We start from the raw sequence: 22,032 nt of genomic DNA on the forward strand, positions 1-22,032 counted from the left end.
GGTGCTCTAGCCAGCTGAGCTAATTCCCCGTGCTTAATGACGAGTTACGAATTACGAATTACGATTTACGCTATTCGTCTCTCTTCAGCTCCTAGAAATTTCCTTCTTTTGCTTGTAGTCCCAGGCAGACTCGAACTGCCGACCTCTACATTATCAGTGTAGCGCTCTAACCAGCTGAGCTATGAGACTGCTTATTCAATTAGCAAATTTGTAAATTAGCAAATTTGCAAATTTTATTTTGTTGCCAGCAAGATTTAAAGAATCTGTTGATTCCTAATGCGTCAATGAATCGGTACTCTAGAAAGGAGGTGTTCCAGCCACACCTTCCGGTACGGCTACCTTGTTACGACTTAGCCCCAGTCACTAGTTTTACCCTAAACAGCTCCTCGCGGTAACCGTCTTCAGGTACTCCCAGCTTCCATGGCTTGACGGGCGGTGTGTACAAGGCCCGGGAACGTATTCACCGGATCATGGCTGATATCCGATTACTAGCGATTCCAGCTTCACGGAGTCGAGTTGCAGACTCCGATCCGAACTGTGACCGTCTTTATAGATTCGCGCCTGCTCACGCAGTGGCTGCTCTCTGTAACGGCCATTGTAGCACGTGTGTAGCCCAAGATGTAAGGGCCGTGATGATTTGACGTCATCCCCACCTTCCTCTCGGTTTGCACCGGCAGTCCCATTAGAGGGCTCGACTCTACTCGTTAGCAACTAATGGCAGGGGTTGCGCTCGTTATAGGACTTAACCTGACACCTCACGGCACGAGCTGACGACAACCATGCAGCACCTTGAAAACTGTCCGAAGAAAAAGGTATCTCTACCCCTGTCAGTCCCCATTTAAACCTTGGTAAGGTTCCTCGCGTATCATCGAATTAAACCACATGCTCCACCGCTTGTGCGGGCCCCCGTCAATTCCTTTGAGTTTCATTCTTGCGAACGTACTCCCCAGGTGGGATACTTATCACTTTCGCTTAGCCACTCAATCCTTAAACCAAACAGCTAGTATCCATCGTTTACAGCGTGGACTACCAGGGTATCTAATCCTGTTCGCTCCCCACGCTTTCGTCCATCAGCGTCAATTAATTGTTAGTAATATGCCTTCGCTATCGGTGTTCTGTGTAATATCTAAGCATTTCACCGCTACACTACACATTCCAACTACTTCACAACCATTCAAGACCAACAGTTTCAAAGGCAGTTGCTCAGTTGAGCTGAGCGCTTTCACCTCTGACTTATTAGCCCGCCTACAGACCCTTTAAACCCAATGATTCCGGATAACGCTCGCATCCTCCGTATTACCGCGGCTGCTGGCACGGAGTTAGCCGATGCTTATTCGTAAGGTACCGTCATCAAACTACACGTAGTCCTTATTCTTCCCTTACAAAAGCAGTTTACAATCCATAAGACCTTCATCCTGCACGCGGCATGGCTGGATCAGTCTTCCGACCATTGTCCAATATTCCTCACTGCTGCCTCCCGTAGGAGTCTGGTCCGTATCTCAGTACCAGTGTGGGGGACATCCCTCTCAGAACCCCTATCTATCATCGCCTTGGGGAGCCGTTACCTCTCCAACTAGCTAATAGAACGCATACTCATCTTTCACCACCAAGGCTTTAATAGTTGTGTGATGCCACACTACTATACTATGGGGTATTAATCCAAATTTCTTCGGGCTATCCCCCAGTGAAAGGCAGATTGTATACGCGTTACGCACCCGTACGCCGGTCTCTGTTACCCGAAAGTAACTTCCCCCTCGACTTGCATGTGTTAGGCCTGCCGCTAGCGTTCATCCTGAGCCAGGATCAAACTCTTCATCGTTAAATTCTTTTATATCTTCTAACCGATCTTCAAGTTATTGACTTCAGGTTTCACTCAATTCTTTAAATCTTCTTTGTGCTGTACAACATTATGTCAATGTACGTGTTGTTTCTTTTCTTTTAGGCGTATGCTATACCCCCTACAAATGTGCCTTATCGTCTCATTTGCGGGTGCAAAGGTACGGCGTTTTTTCAAACTAGCAAATTTTTTGAGAGTTTTTTTTAAGAAAATTTTAAATATTTATACAACTAATTGATTACTAACTTTATAAATTTTCAATATTTCTTTATTTGCCCTATAAAACTCACCGTTTTTTTCATCGTTATAGCAATTATTGTGGTTGATATTTCCCTTTTTTGTATTGCATCTGTATTACATCTTCTTTACTATCAACCACCCTTTCAGTGCAAAATCCTTCCGCATCACGCTCTATTTTTATATACTTAGTAACACGTGTCTCCTCTATGGTATAGAAACCTCGCAGCTTATGCTCTGAAATATGCAATTTACTACTCATCTCTTTTTTTTCTCCCTCACAAGGAGTTTTTGCAGTTCCTCCCCCCGAAATATCAGCCGTATAAGAAAATATATCAGTGCTTAACACTTTTTGCAACTTCTTCCCTTTAGTAATGAAATAGGTGAGCACCTCTGAGCCCATAGGCTTATTTCCATCGGCATTCGAGAAAAACACCCTCACCTGATAAGCAATTGCTTTCTTCCCCAACAGAGGCGTCTGAGATGCCACTTCCAAACCCTGTAAGCGCCCTCTATCACTGTCTTCCCATTCACCTTCACCTATGTAGTAGTTATCTATCATCTGTTTCTGAAGATTGTACAAAACAACATAAGCATCATAAAGCATCTTGTCCTTACTTCTTTTCTTTAAAGGAAAAACCACGAGCCTATGTATCGTATCTTCTTTTAGCCCTCGCTCCGTATAAAGTGCCCAATACAACTGACGTCTGTCTAGCTTAAATTTCGCTTCAATAGCTTTAAAAATAGCACTTTCATTTTGCAATTGTTCTTGTGCTACACCACACATCGGCAGTAACAACAGTAGGTATATAATAAACTTCTTCATTTTTTAATATTTTATTGATTGCGTCCTTGTTCTTCTGGATACAGTTTATAAACAGGCTCACTCTGCCAATATTCCTTCGTTTCAATATCCATAACCGTAAGGCGTCCTTTGAAGCCCGCTCCTGTATCTACATTTGCTACCCCATTGAAAATAAGAGGTTTATCAGTGCCCAAGCGCGTGGTAGGTGTATGTCCTATATAAATTTCATTATAGAGTTTCAAACGGTTAGGATAGTACTTATCCGTTTTAGGAAGACTAACGCTACAAGCAAGTTCCCAAAGCGTTCTATCCCAATAGTACATCTGTTCGAAATGCTCGTGAGCAATCCCCCGCAAATTAGTAAATCCCGCGTGAAGAAAAAGCCTATTTTTGCTATCCAAGTAGTAATTTTCAAGCAAGTTTATAAAATCAATATGAGCCTTTTTGCGCTCTGCCGAAACATTCCGATAAGCCTTTTCAGTAGCTTTTCCTCCGTGCAAACGCCAAAGAGTATCCATCTCTTTTCCTAAAAGAAACTCACGGCAAAGCGCATCGTGATTCCCTCTGAGGAACAAACAACGCTGTTTCTTTTGGTATCCGATGAGAAAATCCATCACCTCAGGAGTCTCACTCCAACCATCAGCGTAATCACCAAGGAAAATAAGGTAGTCATCAGCTTGTATATCAGCCCTTTCAAGCACCTGCACCAAAGCGCGTAAAGCACCGTGTATATCGCCTATAACAAGAGTTCGCATAGTGTTTAATTTTGCTATTATTCGTCTGTGAAAAGTTCGGCAAAAGTAGTAATTTTTTTTCAATTATCAGACAATCTCTAATTTTCCACCCGCCCATCGCGCTATAACCTCACATTACCTCCGTCATTCATCATTCGTCAATCGTCATTTCTTCTCTTTTCCGTTACCACATTCCCTCTTTGAACGGAAGTCTGCGAGAGCGGAGTATGTGTAAGGAGAGAGGTTTGTCACCTTTTCCAGCTTGCCCCCCTTCGGGGGTTCGGGGGCTTACCAAATAAACGACTCGCCACATTCCCCCTCATTGAGGTAGCCAGCGACAGCTGGGTATGTGCACCGCGAGAGCGGAGTATGTGTAAAGGAGGAGGTTATCCCCTAGTGTCTATGCCCTAAGGCCTATCACCTCTTCCTCTTTCTTTCGCCTCGAAACCCCGTTTTTAACATTTTTAGCCTTGCTGTATTGCAGTATAAATCAATAACTTATATACCCTTTCTATACCAATCGTCCAAGATTCGTATAAGCTTCCTATAAGCTCTCTATAAGCTAACCCCACCCTCCTTATAGCCTTTTTTCATCAAAACCCCTCTCAACTCTCTTCCGAACTTTTTCGTTTCCTTCCGAACCTCTCAATCTTCCTCTATTTTCTAATTCTCTCATTTTCTAATTTGCTAATTTTCTCTGCCTGTTGTGCTACGAACTTGCTAATTTGCTAATTATTCTCTATCTTTGCCCCCGTAAACTTAAAAACCCTTTTATAAAATGAAAAACAAAGATTTTGGACTCCTCGTCCTCCGCCTTACCATAGGCTTGCTTATGCTTCCTCACGGCATCAACAAATTACTACACGCCGATGCCTTTGGATATGTTCAAAGTACCTTAGTAGCCAAAGGTCTTCCCACCTTCATTGCCTATGGGGTATATCTTAGCGAAATCATCGCTCCTATAATGATTGTATTAGGCTTCCGAACCCGTTTAGCTGCTCTTATAATGGTACTCGGCGGAATTAGTACGCTCTTTTTGGCGTATGGAGGTCAAATTACCGCAGTTACGGCTCACGGTGGTTGGGCTCCTGAACTCCCTGGACTATTCCTTTTCGGTGCTTTAGCTTTGTTCTTTACCGGAAGTGGCAAACACGCTATTTCCACTCGCCACAAATGGGATTAACGAATGTTAGAACAAATCAATCTTACCTACGAGAAAGTAGTACTTGTAGGAATTATCAATCAAACACAAACCGAAGAAAAATCTAAGGAATATTTAGACGAACTCGAATTTCTTACTTACACAGCTGGGGGTGAAGTGCTCAAACGCTTCACCCAAAAGCTTGATGTGCCTAACCCTAAAACCTTCATCGGCACCGGTAAGATGGAAGAAGTACAGCAATTTGTTGAAGAAAATGAGGTAGGTACTGTCATCTTCGACGATGAACTCACCCCTGCTCAACAGAAGAATATCGAGCGTATTCTCAAAGCAAAGATATTAGACCGCACAGGGCTTATTCTCGATATCTTTGCTCAGCGTGCACAAACCAGCTATTCGCGTACACAAGTCGAATTGGCACAATACGAATACCTCTTACCGCGCCTTACGGGATTATGGACGCACCTCGAACGTCAGCGAGGCGGTATCGGTATGCGTGGTCCTGGTGAAACCGAAATCGAAACCGACCGCCGTATCGTGCGCGACCGTATTGCCCTGCTCAAAAAGAAACTCACCGCTATCGATAAGCAAATGGCAACTCAACGCAGTAATCGCGGAGCATTAGTGCGTGTGGCGCTCATCGGCTATACCAATGTAGGCAAATCAACCCTAATGAACGTGATAAGCAAAAGCGAAGTCTTTGCCGAAAACAAGCTATTTGCCACCCTCGATACCACCGTGCGCAAGGTTGTGATTGAGAACCTACCGTTCTTGCTCAGCGATACCGTAGGGTTCATTCGCAAACTGCCTACCCAGCTCATCGAGTCGTTTAAAAGTACCCTCGACGAGGTACGTGAAGCCGATTTGCTCTTGCACGTAGTCGATATTTCACACCCCAACTTCGAGGAGCATATCCAATCAGTAAACCAAATATTAGCCGAAATTCACAGCGCCGATAAGCCCACCATTATGGTATTCAACAAGATTGATGCGTATACCAATGAAGAAATAGCCGAAGACGATTTGGCTACCGAGCGCACTAAAAAACACTTCACTCTTGATGAATGGAAACAAACTTGGATGCAACGAATGGGGCGCGATGTACTCTTCATTTCGGCACTCAATAAAAATAATCTCGAAGAATTCCGTGAGGTGGTGTACGAAAAGGTAAAGGAGATACACATCACTCGCTTTCCTTTTAATAACTTTTTATACGAAAAGATAGATGAATAAACTCAATTTACTATTGGCTACAATAGCCTTATGTTGCACCTCATTAGCAGTTGCTCAAAACGATGGAAACCTCAACACCGATCGCCCCGACCAAAGTGAAGGGGTATATACCCTGCCCAAAGGTCAGTTTCAGATAGAAAATGGTTTAGTTTTCAGCAAAGAAGAAAGCAGTGATAACCTAATGTTACGCTACGGACTCATCACAAACACCGAACTCCGCTTAGAAGCCGATTTCGACCTCCGTACCCCCGATTTTAGCAGTACTACCTTCAGCATAAAACAGCGTTTATACGAATCGGAACAGCGCTATATCCCCTCAGTGGGACTCATCGGTTATGGGCAATACAGCAAAACAGACGCTAAGACTTATACTTTCGACGCTTGTTTAGCTTTCGAAAGCTCTCTTACCGACCAGCTTTCATTAGCTTATAGTGCTCGTAGCTCTGAACAATTTAAGAATTTAGATGTTACTGCTCAGGTCAATTATGCTCCCAACAACAAGCTATGGAGCTTTGTTGAGTATTACGCTTCCTATAATGGAATGCGTGCTCCTGAGCACAATATCAATGCAGGATTTGCCTACCTCCTAAAACCTAATTTTCAAATAGACCTCAGCGGAGGGCGTACCCTTTGGCAAGCAGAACCTCAATATTTTGTAGGGGTGGGAATAGGATATTTATTCATTTAACAATATGTAAGATTTCGCCCGAAGTATCGCTTTTGCATCTCTAATTCCCCTCACAGAGAGGGCAGAAAGAGGTTTCTTCATTATTAATCGCTAACCATTAATCATTAACAATTAATCATTAAAAAAATTGCCTAAAATAGGAAACATAGATTTAGGAGATTTCCCTTTATTGCTTGCACCTATGGAAGATGTAAGCGATCCTCCCTTTCGTCGCCTCTGTAAAATGCACGGAGCTGATATGCTTTACAGTGAGTTTATCTCCTCCGAAGGACTCATACGCGACGCCATTAAAAGCCGTCAAAAGTTAGATATTTTCGATTATGAACGCCCCGTAGGCATACAAATTTTTGGGGGTGATGAAGAAGCAATGGCGCTCTCAGCTAAAATCGTTGCCACTGTAAACCCCGATTTAGTAGACATCAACTTTGGTTGTCCTGTAAAGAAGGTTGTAAGCAAAGGCGCAGGAGCGGGGGTTTTGAAAGATATCGATTTGATGGTGCGCCTTACCAAAGCAGTCGTAAATAGTACCCATCTACCTGTAACTGTAAAAACGCGTTTAGGTTGGGACGAGCAAAGTATCAATATAGAAGAAGTAGTTGAACGTCTGCAAGATGTAGGTATCAGCGCGCTTACCATTCACGCCCGTACCCGTAGCCAGATGTACAAAGGTCACTCCGATTGGAGCTACATTGCCAAAGTGAAGAACAATCCTCGTATCCATATTCCTATTTTCGGTAATGGCGATATCGATAGTCCTGAAAAAGCCTTAGAATACCGCAATACTTACGGGGTAGACGGTATAATGATAGGTCGTGCAGCCATTGGTTATCCGTGGATATTTAATGAAATAAAGCATTATTTTGTAACGGGAAAGCTTCTCCCCTCCCCTACTATATCCGATCGTGTAGAAGCTGCTAAAAACCATCTGTTATGGTCGGTAGAATGGAAAGGTGAACGACAAGGAGTGTTGGAAATGCGCAGGCATTATGCTAATTATTTCAAGGGGATTCCTAATTTTAAAGAACATCGCCAGCGATTAGTAACGTTAGATTCCTCAGAAGAAATAATAAGAGAACTCGAAGTAGTGAGAGAATTAAAAAGGGAAGTCTAATAATCTAAGCTTTTTTACTTTTTATTTTTAATAAACCATAGGTAAGCATTCCTAAAACAAATGAAGCAGTAATTGCCAAAGTAAAACTCCCTACTAAGTATTGCAACAAATTGTTTTTGATGTATTCCATTGTGGTGAGGTCACCTTGCGGAAGAATCGTGCCCCCTACAAAAAAAGTACCTATTTTAAGAGAAGTGAAAATAAGCACCGGTATCATTGGGGGAATACTCACATTCGAGCAAATAAAAGCCAAAGTTTTGTTCAAATTGAAGAATACAGCCAAAGTAATAGTAAGTATGGTTTGAAATCCCCAAAAAGGCGCAATGCCAAAGAATACACCTAATGCTACCGAACCTGCCTTCACACTATCGCTACTGTCGCTCTCTAATATATCTTCTTTAATAAAACGTTTGAGACTCTTTTTTTTGGCATCTCTAAAGAAATTACGCGGTTTGATATAGAAAAGCGCAATGAGCACCAGCACACTGTTCAGCACACTGATACGCATAAAATCGCGGAAAGGACGAAAATGCGAAACTCGTTCTTCGGGGTCGTACGACACTTGTATAGGTACATTCTTCAGTTGTACCCCATTCCAACTACTGCGCACTAATATCTCTATCTCAAACTCAAACTTTTCGGTGTAATATTTCTTAGGAATGTACTGCAAAGGATATAACCTATATCCCGATTGTGTATCGGGGAGATTGACCCCCGTTTCGAGGTGAAACCAGAAGTTAGAAAACTTATGTCCGAAGCTACTTTTCTTAGGTACGCCATCTTGGGTCATATTCCTATTACCTACCAATAGAGTAGGTTCGCTTTCAGCTTCGATAGTAGCTATAAATACAGGTATATCTTCGGGGTAATGTTGTCCGTCGGAGTCGATGGTAAGGGCATAGTCGTAGCTTAAATTGCGAGCTTTGTCAAACCCTATACGTAGGGCATTGCCTTTACCTTTGTTCTTAGGAAGATGAATAATAGTGAGTTCAGGGTAACAAGCGAGTATATCGGGAGTAGCATCGGTTGCACCATCATTCACTACAATAATATGAGAGGTATAACGCAACACCCCATCAATCACACGAGCGAGGGTTTTAGCATTGTTATACGTAGGAATTAAAACGCAATAGTTCATAGCCCCATTTTCTTTTTCTCTTCGTCGTTAAACACTTTCGACTTCTTTACAAACCCTGCTATATACTTTTGTAGTTCACGAGTTTGCTGAGCGTAGTGTACGAGTATAAAATCCTTATCGGCAGTGATGTCGTTGCGATAGGGTACTACTTTGGGCAAGTGTTCTTGCACACTAAGGCGTATCAGGTGAAGTTCAGCGTTTTGAGGTTGCTGTTTGAGGGCGTTTTCTAACAGCGGTTTGCCCTCTTTGAGCAGAGCAATACGGTTACCTCCATATTTTGCTAATATCATCTTACTCGCGCCTTTATAAGCACTTAGCACCACATCGGTAGTAGGAGCATTAGCCATTAGCTCTACAAAAGCTACAGCATTCTCTTTGCTATCGGAAGCCGTAGTATAGGCAACGCGTACTTTCTCAAGGCTCTGCGCTTGCAGTGCTCCAAAACTCAAGAATAATATGATGAAGTAGATGTGTTTCATTTAGCCTATAAGTTTTTCAACTTTGCCAAAGGTGCGAGCCACACGGGCAGGAAACTTTGGCAAAGTCTTACCTAATTACTTGTTAAATATCGCTCTATACAGGTCGCTACCATTAGCATATAGCAAAAGGGCTATTAAAATAGCAAACCCTACCATTTGGGCGTGTTCTAATACTTTTTCACTCGGTTTTCTACCCGTTACCATTTCGTAGAGGAGAAATACCACGTGTCCGCCGTCTAAGGCTGGGATAGGTAAAATATTCATAAAGGCTAAGGCAATAGATAGGAAGGCTGTGATATGCCAAAAAGCGAGCCAATTCCAAGACGATGGGAAGAGTTTTCCTATAGAGCCAAAGCCTCCTACTTCACTCGCTCCCTTCTTGGTAAAGATAAATTTAAACTGGGCTACATAGTCGTGTAGCACATTGTAACCGTATGCAATTCCGTGACTGAGGGCTTCTCCTAAACTGTAAGTTTTATGGGTAAATTGTACCTCTCCCTCGGTTTGCATACCGCTGATACCTATTTTTTTATTGCTGTCGGGCAGGACGCTGAGAGTCATTGGCGTTCCTTTGCGCTCAATAGCAAAAGTGAGAGGAGTGTTCTCAGGAGCCATTGCAAGAGCAGGCGTTACATCGGAGAAATAGTAAATAGGTTCCCCATTGATGTTTAACAGCTTATCGCCCTTTTGTAAACCTGATTTCTGGGCAGGCATTCCCACTATTACTGTATCGATAACAGGTTTTACTTTTACACTAAAAGGAGCCGTTTCTCCTCGTAAATAGAGCATCTTCCCAATAGAATCGGGGAGAGATAGAGTACGCACAGTTCCGTCTTGTCCTTTTACGGTAAGCTCACTGGTATTGCGCAACAAGATATATTTACTTACATCGGCTACGCTTTCTAAAGGTTTGCCATTAATAGCGGTTACAATATCGCCGTTCTGGAACCCATAAGCACGCATTGTGCGGGTTACTGCAAAACCTTCCTTAATACCCTCGGGTTTGAGCTGATCTTGCCCCCAAGTGAAGAGTATCATCGCGTAGATAATGAAGCCCAAGAGCAGGTTTACCGTTACACCACCTACCATAATGATAAGGCGTTGCCACGCAGGTTTAGAACGGAACTCCCACGGTTGTGGAGGTTGCGCCATTTGCTCTTTGTCCATACTCTCATCAATCATACCGGCAATCTTCACGTAGCCACCCAACGGTAGCCACCCAATGCCGTATACTGTTTCGCCTATCTTCTTCTTAAAAAGGGCAAACTTCACATCGAAGAAAAGAAAAAACTTTTCTACTCTTGTTTTGAAGAGTTTAGCAGGTATAAAATGTCCTAATTCGTGTAGGACTACTAAAATTGAAAGACTCAGAATCAGCTGAGCCGCTTTTATTAAAAATACTTCCATTCTTTTTTAGGCCATAGGCATTAGGCCTTAGGCCACAGGGGGGGGGTAGGATAATATAACTATTGCGTATTACTTATTGTCAAACTTTTTTGTAAAGAAGTAAGCATTTTTCCTACTTCTTTTATTAAACCAAAAGCTCTTTCAATATCTGAATTGTTTAGATAATTAATTTTTACACAAAGCAATAATTGTGTTTCCAATTCAGCATTTGAACCTTTGGCGACAGATAAAAAATGAGCATATTCTTTAATTGAATATCTCCCTCTTCCTTCAGCAATATTACTTGGAATAGAGATAACAGCACGTCTCATTTGGTCACTTAAAGCAAATTGTTCTTCTTTAGGTAGTTTCTTAACTAAGTTATAAACTTCAACTACAAGATCCATTGCTTTTTGCCAAACAATTAAATCTTTAAAGTCTTTAATATCATTCATAGGTTTCAGACCATAGGCATTAGCCCTCAGTCCACAGGTTTTAAGATAATATTCCTAAGGCCTTTTTATTTGCTAATTGTCCGCAGGCGGCATCGATGTCTTTACCACGGGAGTGGCGAACGGTAACGGTGATACCTGCCTCTTCAAGCATTGTTTGGTAAAGTTCAAGCGCTTTAGGGTCGGCTTGTTGAAAATCCCCATCATCAATAGGGTTGTACTCAATGAGGTTTACCTTAGAAGGGGCAAACTTACAGAACTTTATCAGTGCTTCTACGTCCTTCTTCTGGTCGTTGATACCCTTCCACACTACGTACTCATAAGTAATACGGTTTTTGGTTTTTTGATACCAATATGCCAAAGCCTCGCGTAGTTCTTCCAGTGGAAATTGCTCATTGAAAGGCATAATGCCCGTGCGTACACTACTGATAGCCGAGTGCAAAGATACAGCTAATTTGAATTTTACCTCATCATCAGCCATTTTTTTTATCAATTTGGGGATACCCGAAGTGGATAGCGTAATGCGTTTGGGCGACATTCCTAAGCCCTCAGGCGAAGTAATCTTGTCGATTGCCTTCAATACATTATTATAGTTCATCAGTGGTTCGCCCATTCCCATAAATACTATGTTAGAGAGCGGACGACCAAAGAAAGCGCGACTTTGCTCATCGATTACCTTTACTTGGTCGAATATCTCATCGGGGAGGAGATTGCGCATACGTTTTAAGCGAGCAGTGGCACAAAACGAACAGTTGAGACTACACCCCACCTGACTGGATACGCAAGCGGTGGTGCGAGTATCGGTAGGAATTAACACCGACTCTACTAATAACCCGTCGTGCAAACGCACAGCGTTTTTAATCGTACCATCGTTACTGCGCTGCATCACATCTACTTTGATATGGTTGATGCTAAAATGTTCGCTGAGCATCTCGCGTGTAGCTTTGGGCAGTGAGGTCATCTCCTCGAAAGTATGCACGCCTTTCTGCCACAACCATTCATATACTTGGTTGCCACGGAAAGGTTTATCGCTATTGCTCTCGAAGAAAGCGCGAAGTTCCTCCTTAGTAAGAGCGCGTATGTCGCGTTTTTGTTGCATATATTTGTGTTAGAGATAAGGCTGTCGCCTTAGAAATCTTACAAATCAATTCAAATCAAACAAAGAAGTATGAATAAAGGCGTTAGCCTCAACTTTGGCAAAGTTTACGACTCTAATTATAATTTAAAATCCTTTACTACCTCTTCTAACGGCAAGCGCGATTTTGGGCGCAAGTGCAACTGATTGCTGTCCTCAGGGTCGCGATAGCCTATCGCCACCGCGAAGAGCGTTGTGTATTGAGGTTCATTCAGAAGCTTGTCGTATTCGGTATTGACAATACCTTCCATAGGAGTACTATCGATGCCCATAGAAGCACACGCACTGAGAAAAAATCCTAATGCGATGTACACTTGGTTGTTTATCCACGCATAGAGTCCTACATCACCTTTGGGTTTTTGCACTTTATGATAGAAGTTGAGTCCTGTTTCGGTAGCAGCTTTAGCGAGTTTTTTCTCAAATGAAGGCAAGGCACTATTTGCCATAAACACCACTAAATGGCTGGCTTGCTTCACGCGTTCTTCATTGATGAACGACGCTTTGGCGAATGCTTCCTTAGTAGCCTCATCGCTTATGAACACGAATTGCCAAGGCTGTGAATTGATAGATGAAGGAGCGAGGCGTAATATCTCTTTGAGTTTGGCGATATCCTCATCGCTCACACGCTGAGAGCTGTAATGTTTAGTAGTATAGCGGGTTTGTGCTAATTTTAAAAAATCCATAGTGTTTTGTTTTTAAGTTTAACTTTTAATTTCAAGGTGCAAAGGTACGGCGTAATTAGCAATTTAACAAATAAGGAAAAAGGTAAAAGGTATGGCAGGTGAAATATGGCTAAAAATCAAGAGGTTATTCGACAGTTATTCGAATCTAAGGCTACGGTAAGACGAAAAAAAGTCCGCTCTCGATGGCTTTCTCAGAGAGGTAAAGGCAACGAGAGCGGAGTTTAACGTAAGAGTAAGAAAAAAGTTAGATTTATTAAATTGATTCTTTTCTTACCATTATTTTGTTATAGGCATATAGTGATAGGGCAGCAAAGACCCCTATTCCACAAATAAGATACCACATTTTGTTCGGGTTATAAGTATTCCAAAGCAAATCGGTGATTTGAGACTGACTGAGACCTAACTTCTGACTTGCCAAATCGAAATATTCCTTTTTAGTGAGGTTTTCGGGCATTGTAATGGCTTTATTTGTGAGTTCGGTTTTTAGTAAAGTATATTTATCAGACCATTTTTCGTATAAATCACCAGAAATAAGCCCTGCAATATAATTACCTACCGCCACAGGCAAGAAATAAGTGCCTTGATAGAGGGCTTCCTTCCCCTTAGGGGTGATTTGAGCGATAAAAGCTGAAAGCGTAGGGCTAGCAGCCATTTCGCCTATGGAGAAAATCATAGTGCCTATAATGGTAAACCACACATTATTGAACATAAAAGTAAGCGTTACCCCTATGGTTCCGATAATCGTACCGCGAATCATTGCGCTTACGTGAGTCATTTTGGTTACGAAATAGGATACGACTACCTGAAAGAAGATAATCATAAACGAATCGATATTGATGAACCATTCGGCTTTTACTTGTCCTTTCTCGGTGAGAATAGTGCCTAAGAAAGGCAAATGATGGTTAATCCACGCACTTACTTTGGAGGAATCTACCCAGTCTTCGATAAAATTAGGCAGGGTGTAGAACAGCTGGTTAAACATCGTCCAAAAGCCGACCATTAGTATGAGCAATATGGTAAGGCGACGGTCTTTGAGTGCCTCTATAATATGCATTATGGATTCTTTGATTTCGGTGAGGATAGGTTTGCTGTCGCGTTGTGCCATTTTAGGTTCTTTGAAAAAGAATAAAACTACCAGCAGGTTGATAACCATTACCACCGCAGCTTGCAGAAAGATAATGCGCCAACCGAGGGTAGTGCGTAGGTAAGACGACATTGCAGGACCTAAGAAGCCCCCAACGTTCACCATCATATAGAAGATACCGAAGCCCATTGTACTGGTGCTTTCATCGGTATTGCGGGCAACGGTACCGTTGATAACGGGTTTGAAGAAACCCCCTCCAACGGCGGCAAAGAGGAACATCATATACATCGACCAATAGGTGTTTACTTCACCCATTAGGTAATAGCCTATCGCCATTATAGTACAAGAAATGACTAAAGAGAGTTTGTAGCCTATACGGTCGGCTATCACGCCAAAAACGAGTGGCAAAAAGTACTGTATAGCGGTTACGTTGCCTATAATACTTCCTTTTTCGGTATGCGAAAGACCTAATCCGCCTTGGTCAGTTGAAGCTACTAAATACAAGGGGAGAAGGGTAAAGATACCGTAGAAGCCCCAACGTTCCATCAGTTGGAGAAAACTTGCTACCCAGAAGTTGGGTGAGAAAGTTTTGAGTGTTTGACCGAAGGATTTTTTATTTTCTGACATAGTTCATTTATTTTTGATATCTGTTTGAAAAGGCTCTGAGATTCTCAAAGTTTGAAACTTTGGTTAAGTGCAGGGTGCATCACTTTTTACCTTTTGATTTATTGTATATCCTGAATTAAAGTGCAAAAATAAGAGCATTTTTGCTTCTATAAAAATAAAAAGAGGTTTTATACAAAGGGAGTTGGAGATGTTATAAATATAACAACGCTCATAATGCCATTAATACTGGAAATGCCAATAATGCCAATAATGCCAATAATACCATAATTAAACTTTGGCAAAGTTCGAGACGAAAAAGCGATGACAGCCAGAGAAAATTAGCAAATTAGAAAATGAGAGAATTAGAAAATAGGGGAAGATTGAGGGGTTCGGAAGATATCGAAGAGATTCGGAAGAGAGTTGAGAGGAGTTTTGGTAAAAAAAGGCTGTAAGGAGGGTGGGGTTAGCTTATAGAGAGCTTATAGGAAGCTTATACGAATCTTGGACGATTGGTATAGAAATTCTATATAGATTGTTCATTTTCAAAGGGTTATGAATTGTTAAAATTGTATAAAACATTTTATCGTTTTTATACTTAGCGGTTATTTTATTATCTTTGCGCCAAAAGTTATTTTTTTTCTTATGACAACCTCAGAATTAACTATTGATGAGTGGTATATGCATAGGTGCATTCAGTTAGCTTATAATGGCTTAGGAAGTACCTATCCGAACCCTATGGTAGGTAGTGTTATCGTATACGAAGGGCGTATCATAGGGGAGGGGTGGCACCAGAAAGCGGGTGAGGCACACGCTGAGGTACGGGCGATTACCTCGGTGAAGGATAAGAGTCTGCTACCGAAAAGTACGATTTACGTGAGTTTAGAGCCCTGTTGCCATTTTGGGAAAACGCCTCCGTGTGCTGACCTTATCATTGCTCACAAGATAGGACGGGTAGTGATTGGCACTACCGACCCTTTTGCGAAAGTGCACGGCAAAGGGATTGAAAAACTGCGCAATGCAGGGTGTGAGGTGACAGTGGGGGTGTGTGAGGCTGAATGTAGGGAACTGAACAAGCGGTTTTTTACTTTTCACAAAAAACATCGCCCTTATATTATCCTGAAATGGGCTGAAACGCGTGATGGGTTTATAGCTCCCCTGCATAAAGAGGAGGTTGCTCCGCGCTGGATTAGCGACGTTTATGCGCGCCAGACAGCACACCAAATGCGCACTGAGGAACAGGGTATTGTGGTGGGAGTAGGAACGGTATTGGCGGATAATCCTTCGTTAGACAGCCGTAGCTGGTATGGGCGCAACCCTGTGAGGATAATAATTGACCCAAAGTTACGTAGTCCGAAGGAATTTGCGGTATGGAACGACCGTACAACTACTTTGTTTTTTACTGAAGAGACGTCTGTTCCGGAGATGATACACACTGATTTTTTCACGATAGATTTTAAGCATAAACCTTTGGAACAAATTTGTGCTAAACTGTATGAAATGAATTTACAAAGTATGATTGTGGAAGGGGGGGCTTATACACTACAACAGTTTATCGACGAAGGTTTATGGGATGAAGCGGTTGTATTTACGGGGGATATTTGCTTTGGAGAAGGGGTGAAAGCGCCTATTCTTAAGTAAAAGGTGCGAGTCGCACAGGCGTAAAAGGAAAGGTAAAGTCAGTGAGGGCTCACAGTTGGGTATGTGACTAAAAGGTAAAAAGAGGTAGAAATTGCAGGAATTACTAAAAAACGGTGAAAGAAGGCTTGGGGTATATCGAATAAATGTTAAAAAGGGGTTGTTTTTAGGAGAAAAAGTGCTTTATGGCAAGATTTTTGATAGTAGAATTAGTATAAATATGATGAAAACAAGTGTGTCTTGCAGTGTTTTAGCACAATAGTTATTTTATAAGGAGTGTAACACGGCACACATATTAAAAGTAGCGTATAAGTCTTTGGCTTGGAAAGACTCGCACAGGTTTTAGAAAGTACGAGCATTACAAACATAGATAATCTTCAAAATAATTATATACAATGAAAAGAGTTATTTTATTACTTTCGACAGTTGGCTTATTCACAGCTTGTGATAAAGGCGACGATTTACCACCTTCAGATCCTATCTATTTTGCAGATAAGATAGTGGAGACGACCCTACCTGCACAAGGTACCCAAACACAAACTACTGAAAATCTTTTTGAATATGAGAAAACCGCATTAGGCTTGGTACGCAAACACACAATAAAAGTGATAGATGGCACCGGTAGAACTATAGAAAAAGTGTACGAGACTTCGTATGACGGGACTTTTCCTATCAAAACGGTTTACACAGAAGGCAATGTGAAAAAAGAGGAAGTTGTGTATGATAAGTATAGCAGTGAAAGAGGACGCTTGCTTAAGAAAACAACTACTGTGGTAGGCAAAGAGAGTTTACCAACCGTAGATGAGTATGAGTATGATGGTGGCAGGTTAAAAAAACATACTAAAAGTGAAAAGTTATCGGCTAATGTAACTAAGTATACAGTGGTAGTCTACAATCGTGAAGTACTCAATGAGATAAAGGCTGTAACAAGCGAATACACTGAAACGAGTGGAGTGAAGAGTACCGCTACCACTACTGCTACAGATACTTATGTGTTGAACTACAACGAAACGGTAAGAGAACACACTCACACGGCAGGTAATAAGACTTCGGTAACAACCTACCAGTATGATGGTAGAACCAATCCTTGGTTTTTGCATTTGTCTTATAGAGCTACTCACCCCGAAGTATTCTTAGATGAACAATACGCTAGAAATAACATTACCAAGAAAACGGTAAAGGATTCTGGTGCAACAGGACGTAGTTACGAGCAAGAAACCACTTATAGTTACTTTAAAACTGAATATCCTCTTAAAGCTACTGTAAAGGAAAACGGTAAAGAAGTAAAAACAATAGAATTCACATATTAGTTAGATTTTACATTGTATTTGTGTTTGAAAGTTCTTTCAGAAAAAGCTCCTATAAGAGGAGCTTTTTTCTTGTTTAAGCCGTAGATCGTAGTACGATAGGCAGTGTCAGCCACACGGGCAACCGTAGTACGGTAGGCAGTTTATGATTTTGGGTTTTGAGAAACTCGGGAAAATCTTTAGCAAAAGCTTGTCGTGCAAGAGTATATTATTTACTAATTATTACTACCTTTGGCGCAAAAATATAATAAAATAATTCATATGAAAGCAGTTGTATGTATAGCTTTGATTTGTAGTCAATGCGTAGTGGCACAGCACACTACCTCAAAGTATCTTGCAGATAAAGATACCAAAGCCCCTTTACGGGCTGCTACAATTCATAATGCCAGCGACTATACCGTTACCAATGACGACGGGCACTTTGTATTCTATTCTGCCAATGACAGCGTAACTATAAAAATGTTAGGTTATGAAACTCTCAAAACTACTTTCAAAGCCCTCAGTCGTACAAAAGACACCTTGTACCTTACCCCAAAACCTTTTCAGTTAGATGAAGTAACCCTTTCTAACAAAAACATTATACAAGAAGCCTATAATCACGCCACTACCAATTATCCTATGGAACCTTTTGTTGAAGATTTCTTTTTGCGTTGTATCCTCAAACGTAATGGAGAACTCGTAAAAATAGAGGATTTCAGTGGGCGTATCAAACGCGATAAATTATTAGGAGCCAAGAAGAATTTCTCCTTTCAATTGCTAAATATGCGTAAATTTGGTATAGAAAAGAAAGGTATGCGAGCAGACGATTTTAATATCCCTTCCTTAAATGATGTTTTTCAATGGTGGAGCAATATTCTATTTTTAAATCAAGAAAACTATCATTTTTCACGACCTAAAACTGTAGATGAACAACATCAGAAGATAGAATATACACCTAAAAGCGAAGATGATTATCAAAAATCAATAGGATATTTTATCATCAATACTAATGATTATGCTATTAAAGAACGTATTTATAAAACCAACCCTAAAACTATTCATAAAATACCCTATACTAAAAAGCCTTTTATAAAGTATAGAACTATTGATTATTATTGTAAAAATAAGCTTGAGAAAGATGCTAAAAAAGGCAAGTATTTTATAGCCAATGCCATAGTTAACGCAAAAGTAGAAGGATATGTAGGCGAAGAAAGAATAGTATATGATGTAAGTTTCGAGCTCATTGTTACTCACCCTTTTTCAGACCTTAGTACTTTTAAAGCTAATGTAAATGGTAAAAAAGAACTGTTTAAATTAGAGGTGCCTTATAACAAAGAATTTTGGGAGACTCAAAACCAATTGCCTCTTACCAATGAAATGCGTAACTTTATCAATAAAGCTCATAACCAGAAAGAATATCGTGTAATCTCTAATTTTTAAAGTAATGTAAAAACATAACAATATGAAAACACTATTCTTTATCCTATTGTTCACAACTACTGCCTTACCCGCCCAAGTAGCTGAGCTTACCCTGCTTGATGCCTCTACAAAACAAACTATCCCCAACGTTGAAGCCTATTACACACACTCTCTCAACGGTACTATTACCAATGAGGAAGGCAAACTGCGCATTGCGGTGGAGAACGACACCCTTACCCTAAGCCATATAGGCTATGCAACTAAAAAGATTTTTACAGATAAAACCTTTGCTAAAGCAACGATTTATCTCAATCCTCAGGAAATACAACTTGATGAAGTAGTACTGTATAATTTTGATTTGAAGAAGAAAGTGAAGTATGTTTTAGATAATTACTTTAAGCTGTATGATACTAAGGCTAAGATATTAGAATGTACCTATCGAGAGAAATTTATAAGAAATGATACCTTAACAAGGCTCTACCAAGTGCAGTTAGATTGGTGGAGTAAGAATTATGTATATCAGCCTAAAGAACCATTAAATAAAAATGTACAAATACACCTTAAAAATACTGACTACTCTAAAATGTTAAGTGAAGATGAAGTCGCGGCTCGTTCTGTTCACTTAGAAAGAACCCCAATGTTTATGTATCTTTTTCTGAATACTTATTTGTCATTTATAAATCAGTTTGGTGAAAATATTGAAATTAAAAAAGTAGAGAAAAGTAAAGATGTTACTAAAGTAACATTTAATGCTGATATTGTAATCAATAAAAAACTAATTCTAAAGCTTGAAAAATCGGTATTGGTGTTTGACAATATTACCAATGCTGTGAGAAAAGTCATTTTTAACGACATACATCAAGGTATAAAGGATAAAGTTTCTGAGAAAACTAATAAGCCTTATAAGTCTATTACAGATAATTATCGCTTGGAACTTACTTTAACTGACTATAAAGGCAAACTACTGTTTAGTTCTTATTATGTAAGACTCATAGGAGCTATTGAATATAAAGGGAAAAGAGACAAACTCTTCTTGGAGCATAGTTTTTTGCGTACAGGAGTACAGAACAAACATATTAAAAAAGAAGATAGAATAGATATTCAAAAATCTTTTCACGAATACGTTACCCCTCACAAACAAGGTGAAGCCAAGTTTATGCTTACCAAAGAAGAAGAAGATTTTATAAACCAATAACCTTGTCCAATACCCAAAAAGAATACCGTGTAATTTCTAATTTTTAACTGTTTAAAGCTTCAATAAGCAAAAAGCACTTCTCAATACCTCAATCACCTCAAAGAAAATTAACAGTTTAAAGGAGGAATTGTAGTACAAAGATTGTAACGTATTGATTTATAATGTTAGCATAGTTAAAGTTTTGTTAAAATTGCACTTACCTATTGACACGTTTTTTTTTTTTTTCTATATCTTTGCGCTGTAAAAAGGAAGTAACCGATGCCTTACCCAAAGAAGGTTTGATTTTCCAGTATTAAAATATAAATAGTTATGGAAACAAAATTCAACAAAGAGCAAGTTTGTGAACTTGACGAAAAAGCTTTAGTAAATGCGTTTGAAGTAGAGGAACTTGAAAAACGCTATGAAATGGGGTGGGCTCCTGACACACTAGAAATTTCTGGTGGATATTCTGAAACTGATGGTTGGAATGTTAAAGGAGGAGGCAAGTGGAACCTTTAACAAGAAACTTTAACAAACAGCGGGAAAGCCCCGCTGTTTGTTCTGATCTTTAAATTTATTATCCTATGAAACTAAAAATATACTTAAAAACAATATTACTACTAGTTTCTTGTCAATTTCTTGTTGCACAACAGAGAATTGTAAGTGTTTTAGATAATACAACTAAACAACCTATTGGTAATGTACACCTTTACTTACCTAATCTTGAAAAAGGAACAATTACTAATGAAGAAGGTAAGGCAAAAATAGATTTTAGCTTACAAGATAGCTTAATTATAAGTTGTGTAGGTTATGCGACAAAGAGATTAGTTATAAATAAAGACACTTCTGTTAGCACTCTGTATTTAACTCCTGAAGAAATTGTGCTTGATGAGGTAGTCATTTATAATTTTGACTTAAAAAAACAAGTAGGATACGTATTAGATAATTATAAAAAGTTCTATGAAACTAATGCTAAAATATTAGAATGTACTTATCGAGAGAAGTTTATAAGAAATGACACCCTTACACGGCTTTATCAAGTGCAATTAGATTGGTGGTTTAAACAATATCTATATATTCCACAAGAAACATTAGATAAACAGTTGGCTGTTGCACTCAAAAGTACTGATTATTCTCATATAAAGAATGATAAGAATGAAACTACGCAAGGAGCTTTTTTAGACCCTAAAAATTTATTTCAATTTCTTTATCCTAACAGCTATTTATCTTTCATAAAATATTATGGAGAGAATATTGAAATTAAAAAAGTTGAGAAGAATGCTGATCACACCAAAGTAACTTTCAATGCAGACATTGTTATCAAAAAAGAGCTCAGTCTTAAATTAACTAATTCGGTTATTTATTTTGATAATCACACTAATGCAGTGAAACGCATTATCTTTAATGATACCAAACATTCTGTAAGTGAAGGTATTTCAAAGGAAAGCAAAATTCCCTTTAAATCTATCTCAGATAATTTTTCCTTAGATATTACTTTCAGTAATTATAAGAACAAACTATTGTTTAGCAGTCTTTATGTAAAAGCTAAAGGAGGTATTGAATATAATAACAAAAGAGATAATCTTCAAACAGAGCAATCTTTCTTGCGTACGGGTGTAACAAAAGAACAAATAAAAAAGAATGACAGAATAGACGTAGAAAAACCTTTCTTTGAATACGTTACTCCTCACAAACAAGGTGAAGCCAAGTTTTTACTTACCAAAGAAGAACAAGATTTTATAAACCAATAA

At 39.8% G+C, this 22,032-nt stretch carries 19 protein-coding genes, 1 tRNA gene and 1 rRNA gene; 10 read left to right on the forward strand and 11 right to left on the reverse strand.

Translation table 11 applies throughout. The features are described 5' to 3' along the window. Positions 1–115: 115 nt before the first annotated feature. From ACSQ7D_RS11110 to ACSQ7D_RS11125, 4 genes are all read right to left on the reverse strand, one after another. Positions 116–189 (reverse strand) — tRNA-Ile (locus tag ACSQ7D_RS11110). Positions 190–301: 112 nt separating this feature from the next. Further along, positions 302–1,819: ribosomal RNA gene (locus tag ACSQ7D_RS11115) — 16S ribosomal RNA — on the reverse strand. Positions 1,820–2,150: 331 nt separating this feature from the next. Continuing rightward, positions 2,151–2,900: a hypothetical protein gene (locus ACSQ7D_RS11120; protein WP_437136278.1), complete on the reverse strand. Its 750-nt coding sequence runs from the start codon at positions 2,898–2,900 to the stop codon at positions 2,151–2,153. 11 nt (positions 2,901–2,911) lie between these two features. Beyond that, positions 2,912–3,634: a metallophosphoesterase gene (locus ACSQ7D_RS11125; RefSeq protein WP_437136279.1), complete on the reverse strand. Its 723-nt coding sequence runs from the start codon at positions 3,632–3,634 to the stop codon at positions 2,912–2,914. Positions 3,635–4,391: 757 nt separating this feature from the next. Between ACSQ7D_RS11125 and ACSQ7D_RS11130 the strand changes: the two genes are divergently transcribed. The 4 genes from ACSQ7D_RS11130 (at position 4,392) to dusB (ending at position 7,804) form a co-directional block, all read left to right on the forward strand. Beyond that, positions 4,392–4,796 carry a DoxX family protein gene (locus ACSQ7D_RS11130; protein ID WP_002673772.1) on the forward strand — a complete coding sequence of 135 codons (405 nt, stop codon included), beginning with the start codon at positions 4,392–4,394 and terminating at the stop codon, positions 4,794–4,796. A 3-nt stretch (positions 4,797–4,799) separates the two neighbouring features. Further along, the gene (gene hflX / locus ACSQ7D_RS11135; protein ID WP_009418906.1) at positions 4,800–6,005 is read left to right on the forward strand and encodes a GTPase HflX; all 1,206 of its coding nucleotides are present in this window, start codon (positions 4,800–4,802) and stop codon (positions 6,003–6,005) included. Further along, entirely contained in the window at positions 5,998–6,693 is a 696-nt protein-coding gene (locus ACSQ7D_RS11140; RefSeq protein WP_437136280.1) for a transporter, read from the forward strand. The genes hflX and ACSQ7D_RS11140 overlap by 8 nt, the downstream gene beginning before the upstream one ends. 127 nt (positions 6,694–6,820) lie before the next feature. Next, positions 6,821–7,804 (forward strand): tRNA dihydrouridine synthase DusB, encoded by a 984-nt coding sequence (gene dusB, locus ACSQ7D_RS11145; protein WP_437136281.1) that lies wholly within the window; start codon positions 6,821–6,823, stop codon positions 7,802–7,804. 4 nt (positions 7,805–7,808) lie between these two features. On the opposite strand, the gene ACSQ7D_RS11150 is transcribed toward dusB, so the two are convergent. The 7 genes from ACSQ7D_RS11150 to ACSQ7D_RS11180 all read right to left on the reverse strand — a co-directional run bounded on the left by ACSQ7D_RS11150 (position 7,809) and on the right by ACSQ7D_RS11180 (position 14,788). Continuing rightward, the gene (locus tag ACSQ7D_RS11150) at positions 7,809–8,942 is read right to left on the reverse strand and encodes a DUF2062 domain-containing protein (RefSeq protein ID WP_437136282.1); all 1,134 of its coding nucleotides are present in this window, start codon (positions 8,940–8,942) and stop codon (positions 7,809–7,811) included. Beyond that, a complete protein-coding gene (locus ACSQ7D_RS11155; protein ID WP_437136283.1) occupies positions 8,939–9,421 on the reverse strand; it encodes a hypothetical protein in 483 nt (160 codons plus the stop codon). The genes ACSQ7D_RS11150 and ACSQ7D_RS11155 overlap by 4 nt, the downstream gene beginning before the upstream one ends. Positions 9,422–9,496: 75 nt before the next feature. Further along, positions 9,497–10,828 (reverse strand): RIP metalloprotease RseP, encoded by a 1,332-nt coding sequence (rseP, locus tag ACSQ7D_RS11160; protein ID WP_437136284.1) that lies wholly within the window; start codon positions 10,826–10,828, stop codon positions 9,497–9,499. 59 nt (positions 10,829–10,887) lie between these two features. Then, the gene (locus ACSQ7D_RS11165) at positions 10,888–11,262 is read right to left on the reverse strand and encodes a four helix bundle protein (protein WP_308766842.1); all 375 of its coding nucleotides are present in this window, start codon (positions 11,260–11,262) and stop codon (positions 10,888–10,890) included. Positions 11,263–11,302: 40 nt separating this feature from the next. After that, a complete protein-coding gene (rlmN, locus tag ACSQ7D_RS11170) occupies positions 11,303–12,358 on the reverse strand; it encodes a 23S rRNA (adenine(2503)-C(2))-methyltransferase RlmN (protein WP_437136285.1) in 1,056 nt (351 codons plus the stop codon). Positions 12,359–12,474: 116 nt separating this feature from the next. Further along, a complete protein-coding gene (locus ACSQ7D_RS11175; RefSeq protein WP_264855757.1) occupies positions 12,475–13,077 on the reverse strand; it encodes a nitroreductase family protein in 603 nt (200 codons plus the stop codon). A 253-nt stretch (positions 13,078–13,330) separates the two neighbouring features. Continuing rightward, on the reverse strand, positions 13,331–14,788 hold the full coding sequence (locus ACSQ7D_RS11180; protein WP_264855756.1) for an MFS transporter: 1,458 nt from the start codon (positions 14,786–14,788) through the stop codon (positions 13,331–13,333). Between the two features lie 621 nt (positions 14,789–15,409). On the opposite strand from ACSQ7D_RS11180, the gene ribD reads away from it, so the two are divergent. The 6 genes from ribD to ACSQ7D_RS11210 all read left to right on the forward strand — a co-directional run bounded on the left by ribD (position 15,410) and on the right by ACSQ7D_RS11210 (position 22,032). After that, positions 15,410–16,405 carry a bifunctional diaminohydroxyphosphoribosylaminopyrimidine deaminase/5-amino-6-(5-phosphoribosylamino)uracil reductase RibD gene (gene ribD, locus ACSQ7D_RS11185; RefSeq protein ID WP_437136286.1) on the forward strand — a complete coding sequence of 332 codons (996 nt, stop codon included), beginning with the start codon at positions 15,410–15,412 and terminating at the stop codon, positions 16,403–16,405. Between the two features lie 392 nt (positions 16,406–16,797). Further along, positions 16,798–17,712, forward strand: coding sequence for a hypothetical protein (locus ACSQ7D_RS11190; RefSeq protein WP_437136287.1), 915 nt, complete (start codon positions 16,798–16,800; stop codon positions 17,710–17,712). Positions 17,713–17,970: 258 nt separating this feature from the next. Next, a complete protein-coding gene (locus tag ACSQ7D_RS11195) occupies positions 17,971–19,128 on the forward strand; it encodes a hypothetical protein (RefSeq protein WP_437136288.1) in 1,158 nt (385 codons plus the stop codon). 22 nt (positions 19,129–19,150) lie between these two features. Beyond that, complete coding sequence (locus tag ACSQ7D_RS11200) at positions 19,151–20,302, forward strand: carboxypeptidase-like regulatory domain-containing protein (RefSeq protein ID WP_437136289.1); 1,152 nt, start codon at positions 19,151–19,153, stop codon at positions 20,300–20,302. 309 nt (positions 20,303–20,611) lie between these two features. Beyond that, positions 20,612–20,800, forward strand: a complete 189-nt coding sequence (locus ACSQ7D_RS11205; protein WP_314785017.1) for a hypothetical protein — start codon at positions 20,612–20,614, stop codon at positions 20,798–20,800. Positions 20,801–20,865: 65 nt separating this feature from the next. Continuing rightward, a complete protein-coding gene (locus tag ACSQ7D_RS11210) occupies positions 20,866–22,032 on the forward strand; it encodes a carboxypeptidase-like regulatory domain-containing protein (protein WP_437136290.1) in 1,167 nt (388 codons plus the stop codon).

This window comes from Capnocytophaga sp. G1920 (assembly GCF_051417515.1).

What these genes read in the sequence shown, in the direction of transcription:
- ACSQ7D_RS11210 (WP_437136290.1), top strand. Translation starts at nt 20,866, where the DNA reads ATGAAACTAAAAATATACTTAAAAACAATATTACTACTAGTTTCTTGT.
- ACSQ7D_RS11120 (WP_437136278.1), bottom strand. Translation starts at nt 2,900, where the DNA reads ATGAAGAAGTTTATTATATACCTACTGTTGTTACTGCCGATGTGTGGT.
- ACSQ7D_RS11195 (WP_437136288.1), top strand. Translation starts at nt 17,971, where the DNA reads ATGAAAGCAGTTGTATGTATAGCTTTGATTTGTAGTCAATGCGTAGTG.
- rseP (WP_437136284.1), bottom strand. Translation starts at nt 10,828, where the DNA reads ATGGAAGTATTTTTAATAAAAGCGGCTCAGCTGATTCTGAGTCTTTCA.
- ACSQ7D_RS11190 (WP_437136287.1), top strand. Translation starts at nt 16,798, where the DNA reads ATGAAAAGAGTTATTTTATTACTTTCGACAGTTGGCTTATTCACAGCT.
- ACSQ7D_RS11155 (WP_437136283.1), bottom strand. Translation starts at nt 9,421, where the DNA reads ATGAAACACATCTACTTCATCATATTATTCTTGAGTTTTGGAGCACTG.
- ACSQ7D_RS11175 (WP_264855757.1), bottom strand. Translation starts at nt 13,077, where the DNA reads ATGGATTTTTTAAAATTAGCACAAACCCGCTATACTACTAAACATTAC.
- ribD (WP_437136286.1), top strand. Translation starts at nt 15,410, where the DNA reads ATGACAACCTCAGAATTAACTATTGATGAGTGGTATATGCATAGGTGC.
- ACSQ7D_RS11140 (WP_437136280.1), top strand. Translation starts at nt 5,998, where the DNA reads ATGAATAAACTCAATTTACTATTGGCTACAATAGCCTTATGTTGCACC.
- ACSQ7D_RS11125 (WP_437136279.1), bottom strand. Translation starts at nt 3,634, where the DNA reads ATGCGAACTCTTGTTATAGGCGATATACACGGTGCTTTACGCGCTTTG.
- hflX (WP_009418906.1), top strand. Translation starts at nt 4,800, where the DNA reads ATGTTAGAACAAATCAATCTTACCTACGAGAAAGTAGTACTTGTAGGA.
- ACSQ7D_RS11165 (WP_308766842.1), bottom strand. Translation starts at nt 11,262, where the DNA reads ATGAATGATATTAAAGACTTTAAAGATTTAATTGTTTGGCAAAAAGCA.
- rlmN (WP_437136285.1), bottom strand. Translation starts at nt 12,358, where the DNA reads ATGCAACAAAAACGCGACATACGCGCTCTTACTAAGGAGGAACTTCGC.
- ACSQ7D_RS11180 (WP_264855756.1), bottom strand. Translation starts at nt 14,788, where the DNA reads ATGTCAGAAAATAAAAAATCCTTCGGTCAAACACTCAAAACTTTCTCA.
- ACSQ7D_RS11150 (WP_437136282.1), bottom strand. Translation starts at nt 8,942, where the DNA reads ATGAACTATTGCGTTTTAATTCCTACGTATAACAATGCTAAAACCCTC.
- ACSQ7D_RS11200 (WP_437136289.1), top strand. Translation starts at nt 19,151, where the DNA reads ATGAAAACACTATTCTTTATCCTATTGTTCACAACTACTGCCTTACCC.
- ACSQ7D_RS11205 (WP_314785017.1), top strand. Translation starts at nt 20,612, where the DNA reads ATGGAAACAAAATTCAACAAAGAGCAAGTTTGTGAACTTGACGAAAAA.
- ACSQ7D_RS11130 (WP_002673772.1), top strand. Translation starts at nt 4,392, where the DNA reads ATGAAAAACAAAGATTTTGGACTCCTCGTCCTCCGCCTTACCATAGGC.